The 6,390-nt window shown below is 64.2% G+C and carries 7 protein-coding genes and 1 riboswitch; of the genes, 4 read left to right on the forward strand and 3 right to left on the reverse strand.

What is annotated here, in order from left to right; translation table 11 throughout:
• A partial coding sequence (locus tag EN969_RS12415; RefSeq protein ID WP_206525151.1) for a gamma-glutamylcyclotransferase occupies window positions 1-177 on the reverse strand: 177 nt, incomplete at its 3' end.
• A gap of 142 nt (window positions 178-319) precedes the next feature.
• Here EN969_RS12415 and EN969_RS12420 point away from each other — a divergent pair.
• Both EN969_RS12420 and EN969_RS12425 read left to right on the forward strand, forming a co-directional pair.
• Window positions 320-1,318, forward strand: coding sequence for a DUF2125 domain-containing protein (locus EN969_RS12420; RefSeq protein WP_063169097.1), 999 nt, complete (start codon window positions 320-322; stop codon window positions 1,316-1,318).
• Between the two features lie 7 nt (window positions 1,319-1,325).
• Complete coding sequence (locus EN969_RS12425; RefSeq protein ID WP_127419150.1) at window positions 1,326-2,249, forward strand: sugar kinase; 924 nt, start codon at window positions 1,326-1,328, stop codon at window positions 2,247-2,249.
• 7 nt (window positions 2,250-2,256) lie between these two features.
• Here the strand turns inward: EN969_RS12425 and EN969_RS12430 are convergent, their stop codons facing one another.
• Both EN969_RS12430 and hisC read right to left on the reverse strand, forming a co-directional pair.
• Window positions 2,257-3,192 (reverse strand): prephenate/arogenate dehydrogenase family protein, encoded by a 936-nt coding sequence (locus tag EN969_RS12430; protein WP_027162911.1) that lies wholly within the window; start codon window positions 3,190-3,192, stop codon window positions 2,257-2,259.
• A gap of 5 nt (window positions 3,193-3,197) precedes the next feature.
• Entirely contained in the window at window positions 3,198-4,307 is a 1,110-nt protein-coding gene (hisC, locus tag EN969_RS12435) for a histidinol-phosphate transaminase (protein ID WP_063169099.1), read from the reverse strand.
• 137 nt (window positions 4,308-4,444) lie between these two features.
• Window positions 4,445-4,522: riboswitch (SAM riboswitch) on the forward strand.
• Window positions 4,523-4,636: 114 nt separating this feature from the next.
• Between hisC and EN969_RS12440 the strand changes: the two genes are divergently transcribed.
• Window positions 4,637-5,806, forward strand: a complete 1,170-nt coding sequence (locus tag EN969_RS12440; RefSeq protein WP_013529386.1) for a homoserine O-acetyltransferase — start codon at window positions 4,637-4,639, stop codon at window positions 5,804-5,806.
• Between the two features lie 58 nt (window positions 5,807-5,864).
• On the forward strand, window positions 5,865-6,390 hold a 526-nt coding region (gene metW, locus EN969_RS12445; protein ID WP_127419151.1), incomplete at its 3' end, for a methionine biosynthesis protein MetW.

Here is a 6,390-nt window from a genome sequence, read left to right on the forward strand (position 1 = left end):
CCCGCCACGATGGAGGCAGAGCACCAGCCCCGGCCGCTCGCGCGTGCCGCGATGCACGAAGGAATAGACGCAGAGCGAGCGCCGGTAGCCATGCAGGCGGGCACGCTGTGTTTCGACATGCGCGAATCCCGGCCGCCAGATCAGCGAGCCATAGCCAAACACCCAAAAATCGCCCATATCGCCGCGCCTGATTGCAAAAGATGCCAACACCGCACCCGGACCGGTGTTTTTTCCGCCCGTCCCGTCTAACTATTCGTCTGTCCACCTGGCGGAATCGACTACCCGTCCGCAATACCCATGCGTTAACGAGAGCCAAAGCATGACGTCAAGTGACGAACGCCAGCCGAACAAACGTCGCCGCCTGATCTGGCTTGCAGCATTCATCGTCGTGCTGTTCGCCCTCTACAGCGGCGGCTGGTTCTATCTGGCTGACCGCGTCAGGAGCGAGGCCGACAAGGCGGTTGCCACGCTCAACAAGAATGGCGTCGAGGCCGGCTGCGCCAATCTCCAGGTCAGCGGCTATCCCTTGAGCTTTACCGTCTCCTGCGACAACCTCGCCTATGAGGACGATGCCAAGAACATTGCGGCCTCAGCCGGCAGTTTCAACGCAGCCGCCCAGATCATCCAGCCTCTGTCGCCGGTTGCCAATCTGCGCGGCCCGCTCAGGACCTCCGTGCCGGACATGGTGCCGCTGTGGATCGACTGGGACAATCTGCAGGCCAATTTCAAATTGTGGTGGCCGCTGCCGCGGCGGATTTCGCTGGAGGCAGAGGGCCTTTCCGGCCAGACCGATCCGGCCGACGATACCGATCCGGTGCAACTGTTCAGTGCCGGCAAGGCATCAGGTCAGTTGCAGCCCAACGGCGAGGATATCGACTATCTCGGCAGTTTCGGCGATCTCGAGGTCGACCCCGACGCACTTGGCGGGCGCGTGCTTCCGGCGCTCGATGCCAGCGGCGACGTGACATTGAAGAACGGCGTCGCACTGATCGGCACGCGGGTGAAGAGCCTTCGTGGCCAGGCGATCGAAATCCGCAACCTTGATCTGTCGTCGGGGACGGCGCGCATCACCGTTTCGGGACCGCTCTCGGTCGATGCCGAGGGCCTGGTCAACGCCGACCTGATGATCAGGTTGAAGGACCCGAAGGCGGTGGCGGCCATCCTCGGCACCGCCATACCCGAGCAGAAAAGCCAGATCGAGCAGGGTTTTTCTGCCCTGGCGGTGCTCGGCAACGAACCGTCCATGCCGCTGAAGGTGGTCAGGGGCAAGGCCTCGCTCGGCTTCATTCCGCTGGGCAAGATCAAGCCGGTCGAATAGCTCAGCCATGGCAAAACCCGTGAAGCTGCTGAGCGTTGGCGCTTTGACGCTGGACACCATCCTGCACGTCGAGACGCTGCCCATGCATCAGGGCAAGTTCATGGCCTCCGACGGCGTCCAGATCGCCTCGGGCATGGCCACCAGCGCCGCCTGCGCTGCCCATCGCCTGGGCGCCGAAGTATCGCTGTGGGCGAGTGCCGGCGACGATGCCGTCGCCGACCAGCTCATCGCCGGCATAGAGGCCGAAGGCGTCGATTGCACCTTCGTGCGGCGCGTCAGAGGTGCCCGCTCGGCGCTGGCCTCCATCCTGGTCGACGCGCATGGCGAGCGCATCATCGTGCCGTTCTATGACAGGCTTGCCCAGGCCGATCCCGACGTCCTGCCGGTCGCCGACCTCATGGCATTCGATGCCGTTCTGGTCGATGTCCGCTGGCCGGGTGCGGCGGCACTCGCCCTGAAGGCGGCGCGCGCCATCGGCCGTCCGGCGATCCTCGATGCCGACACCGCGCCGCTGGAGGTCCTTGAGCCGTTGTTGCCGCTCGCTACGCACATCATCGCTTCGGAGCCGGCAGCGCGCATCGTCTGCGGCCAGGCGCTCGATCCGAAAACGGCTTGCGCCGATCTCGCCAGCCGCAGCGACGCTTTTGTCGCAGTGACAGGCGGCGCGGCGGGCAGTTGGTGGCACGACCGTCGCGCTGGCTGCGTGCGCCATGTCGCGGCGCCGAAAATCAAGGCGGTCGACACGCTCGCCGCCGGCGATGTCTTTCACGGCGCCTTCGCCGTCGGGCTGGCGGAAGCCATGCCGGTCGAGCAGGCTTTGCGGTTTGCCAGTGCGGCCGCGGCGCTCAAATGCCTGCGCTTCGGCGGCAGGCTTGGCGCGCCGAACCGAGCCGAGACGCTGGCCATGGTTGCGCAGACCTGGCCTGCCTGAGACAGACCTAGCCCTTCGCGGGGTGCTCGACCGCCTGACGGCCGAAATCGGGAACGTCGATGTCCTGGCCGGCTTCGATGATCGAGCGGCGCACGGCGCGGGTGCGGGTGAACAGGTCGAAGAGTTTTTCGCCGTCGCCCCAGCGGATTGCGCGCTGCAGCGACGCCAGATCCTCCGAGAACCGCGCCAGCATTTCGAGGATGGCGTCCTTGTTGTGCAGACAGACATCCCGCCACATGGTCGGATCGGAGGCGGCAAGGCGGGTGAAGTCGCGGAAGCCGGAAGCCGAATATTTGATCACTTCGGATTTGGTCACCGACTGCAGATCATCGGCGGTGCCGACGATGTTGTAGGCGATGATGTGCGGCAGATGCGAGACGATGGCCAGCGTCATATCGTGATGCTGGGGATCCATCGTGTCGATGTTGGCGCCGCAGCGCCGCCAGAACTCCGACAGCCTCTCCAACGCGTCCGGGTCGGTGTCGGGCAGCGGCGTGAAGATGCACCAGCGATTGTCGAACAGGTCGGCGAAACCGGCGTCGGGGCCGGATTTTTCTGTGCCCGCCAGCGGGTGGCCGGGAATGAAATGGACACCTTCAGGCACATAAGGCTGCATTTGCGCAATGACAGACGCCTTGGTCGAGCCGACATCGGTGAGGATCGCGCCCGGCTTCAGCGCCGGCGCGATTTCCTCGGCAACCGTGCCGGACGAGCCGACCGGCACCGAAATGATGACCAGGTCGGCATCGCGGACAGCTTCTCTCGCATCGGTGCTATAGCTATCGCCCAGCCCAAGCTCCTCGGCCCGTGCCAGCGTCGCCGCACTGCGGGTCGAGATGGATACGTGGCGGGCGAGGCCCTCGCGGCGGATGACGCGGGCCAGCGACGAGCCGATCAGGCCGATGCCGACCAGCGCGATCTTTTCAAACATCGGTGATGTCATGGTTTCTAGCTTTTCAGGAATGTCGTGAGAGCGGCGACAACGCCGCGATTGGCCTGTTCGGTACCGACGGTCATGCGCAGCGCGTTGGGAAAGCCATAGCCCGAAACGCGCCGCAATATATAGCCGCGCGCCGTCAGATAGTCGTCCGCCGCCGCTGCCGAATGTTTCTGGTCCTCTGGAAAATGAATGAGGATGAAATTGCCGACGCTGGGCGTCACCCGCAATCCAAGCTTTGTGAATTCCTCACTCAGCCAGGCCAGCCAGGTCTCGTTGTGCGCCACGCTGCGCTCGACATGGGCGCGATCGCGAATGGCGGCGATGCCGGCCTCGATCGCCGTCGCATTGACGTTGAAGGGGCCGCGCACGCGGTTGATGGCGTCGACGATGTGCATCGGCCCGTACATCCAGCCGATCCGCGCCCCGCCAAGGCCGATCTTGGAGAAGGTCCGGGTCATCACCACGTTCTCTGCGCTGCCGACCAGTTCGATGCCGGCCTCATAGTCGTTGCGGCGGACATATTCGGCATAGGCCGCGTCGAGCACCAGAAGCACGTGCCTGGGCAGACCGGCATGCAGCCGCCGCACCTCCTGGAACGGCACATAAGTGCCGGTCGGGTTGTTGGGATTGGCGAGGAACACGATCTTGGTGCGCCGCGTGACGGCGGCCAGGATGGCGTCGATATCGGCGCGCTCGTCTGTTTCCTTGATCGTCACCGGAACGGCGCCCGCCGACTGGATGTAGATCTTGTAGACCATGAAGGCGTGTTCGGTGATGACGGCCTCGTCGCCGGGCGCCAGATAGGTCTGCGCCAGCAGGCCGAGGATCTCGTCGGAGCCGTTGGAGCAGATGATGTTCTGCGGGTTGAGGCCATGCACCTCGGCGATCGCTTCGCGCAGCCGCCTGGCGGTGCCGTCGGGATAGATGTCGAGCTTGCCGGCAATCTCGCGCGCGGCTTCGATCGCCTTCGGCGAGGGCCCGAGCGGGTTCTCGTTGGAGGACAGCTTGTGGACCTTGGCGACGCCGGCAGGCGCCGTGCTCTTGCCCGGCACATAGGCGTCTATGTCCATGATGCCCGCGCGCGGGGTTGGACGTGCCTGGTCCGGTGTCTGGCTCATGTCGCAAAATCCGTCGAGAACGCTTCCTGAGGGAAGCCGCAGCGGAAATACAAGCCGTGGCCTGCAATGTCGAGAGGCGACAGCCTCCCGCCCAAGGCAGGCCGTTGACGCCGGCGCGCCACAGCCCTAGAAGGGGAGCGAACTTCCGTGGTGATTTGGCCGGTCGGCTTGCAGCCACGTTAAACAACTTGCTAAAGGGCCGTTTGCATCCTGTAACCGGCTTTGCGACCGCAATGCCGGTTTTTTGTTGTCCGCGCCGGCCGGACACCCGTATCGGCATCGACTTTCGACGAGTGCGATGCGTGGGCTCAAAGTGTGAGATGGATGTCATGGCCGTTCTGCGTGCCCGCAAAACCAACAACGAGGTCGACCAACCGTCGAGCCCGGTTTTGCGTTTTGGATCCGACAAGCCGCTCAAGCTGGACGCCGGCACGCTGCTGTCACCGTTCCAGATCGCCTACCAGACCTATGGCACGCTGAACGATGCCCGCTCCAACGCCATCCTCGTCTGCCATGCGCTGACCGGAGACCAGCACGTCGCCAGCACCAATCCGGTGACCGGCAAGCCTGGCTGGTGGGAAGTGCTGATCGGCCCCGGCAAGATCATCGACACCAATCGTTTCTTCGTCATCTGCTCCAACGTCATCGGCGGTTGCCTTGGCTCCACCGGCCCGGCTTCGACCAATCCGGCCACCGGCAAGCCGTATGGGCTCGACCTGCCGATCATCACCATCCGCGACATGGTGCGGGCGCAGCAAATGCTGATCGACCATTTCGGCATCGAGAAACTGTTTTGCGTGCTCGGCGGCTCGATGGGCGGCATGCAGGTGCTGGAATGGGCGTCGAGCTATCCGGAGCGCGTCTTCTCGGCGCTGCCGATCGCCACCGGCGCGCGCCATTCCTCGCAGAACATCGCCTTTCATGAGGTTGGCCGGCAGGCTGTCATGGCCGATCCGGACTGGCATGGCGGCAAATATTTCGAGCACGGCAAACGCCCGGAAAAGGGCCTGGCGGTAGCGCGCATGGCCGCCCACATCACTTACCTGTCGGAAGCCGCCCTGCACCGCAAGTTCGGCCGCAATCTGCAGGATCGCGAAGCGCTGACCTTCGGCTTCGACGCCGACTTCCAGATCGAAAGCTATCTTCGGCACCAGGGCATGACCTTCGTCGATCGCTTCGACGCCAATTCCTACCTCTACATGACGCGGTCGATGGACTATTTCGACCTCGCCGCAGACCATGGCGGCCGGTTGGCCGATGCCTTCGCCGGCACGAAAACCCGCTTCTGCTTGGTGTCGTTCACCTCGGATTGGCTGTTCCCGACCGAGGAGAGCCGCTCGATCGTGCATGCGCTCAACGCCGCCGGCGCATCGGTATCCTTCGTCGAGATCGAGACCGACCGTGGCCACGACGCATTCCTGCTCGACGAGCCGGAACTGTTTGCCGCGATAAACGGCTTCATCGGCTCGGCGGCCCGAGCGAGAGGGCTGAGCGCATGACCCGGAAAAATTGCAGGCTTTTCGGATCGGGATCATGCGCCAGGCGGGAGGCGAAGCCATGAGCGTCAACCGCGACCAGCGCGTCGACCTCGAAGTCGTCGCCAACCTCATCCCGCCACAGTCGCGCGTGCTCGATGTCGGCTCGGGCGACGGCTCGCTGCTCGAACTGCTGCAGGACACCAAGCAGGTCGACGGCCGCGGACTCGAGCTGTCGCAGCGCGGCGTCAACGAATGTGTGGCGCGCGGCCTCTCGGTCATCCAGGGCGACGCTGACAAGGATCTCGAATTCTATCCCGACAAGGGCTTTGACTTCGTCGTCCTGTCGCAGACGCTGCAGGCCACCCGCAACCCGAAGCTGGTGCTCGACGAACTGCTCAGGATCGGCAACCGCGCCATCGTCTCCTTCCCCAATTTCGGCCATTGGCGTGTGCGCCTGTCGCTGTTCCTCAACGGCCGCATGCCGGTGACCAAGGACCTGCCCTATTCCTGGTACGACACGCCCAACATCCACTTCTGCACCATCCGCGATTTCGTCAATCTGTGCGACGAACTCGGCGCGACAGTCGAGAAGGCAACCGCCCTCG

Source organism: Mesorhizobium sp. M7A.F.Ca.CA.003.01.2.1, assembly GCF_003998945.1.
Taxonomy (GTDB): Bacteria; Pseudomonadota; Alphaproteobacteria; order Rhizobiales; family Rhizobiaceae; genus Mesorhizobium; species Mesorhizobium ciceri.

What these genes read in the sequence shown, in the direction of transcription:
- EN969_RS12440 (WP_013529386.1), top strand. Translation starts at nt 4,637, where the DNA reads ATGGCCGTTCTGCGTGCCCGCAAAACCAACAACGAGGTCGACCAACCG.
- EN969_RS12420 (WP_063169097.1), top strand. Translation starts at nt 320, where the DNA reads ATGACGTCAAGTGACGAACGCCAGCCGAACAAACGTCGCCGCCTGATC.
- EN969_RS12430 (WP_027162911.1), bottom strand. Translation starts at nt 3,192, where the DNA reads ATGACATCACCGATGTTTGAAAAGATCGCGCTGGTCGGCATCGGCCTG.
- hisC (WP_063169099.1), bottom strand. Translation starts at nt 4,307, where the DNA reads ATGAGCCAGACACCGGACCAGGCACGTCCAACCCCGCGCGCGGGCATC.
- EN969_RS12425 (WP_127419150.1), top strand. Translation starts at nt 1,326, where the DNA reads ATGGCAAAACCCGTGAAGCTGCTGAGCGTTGGCGCTTTGACGCTGGAC.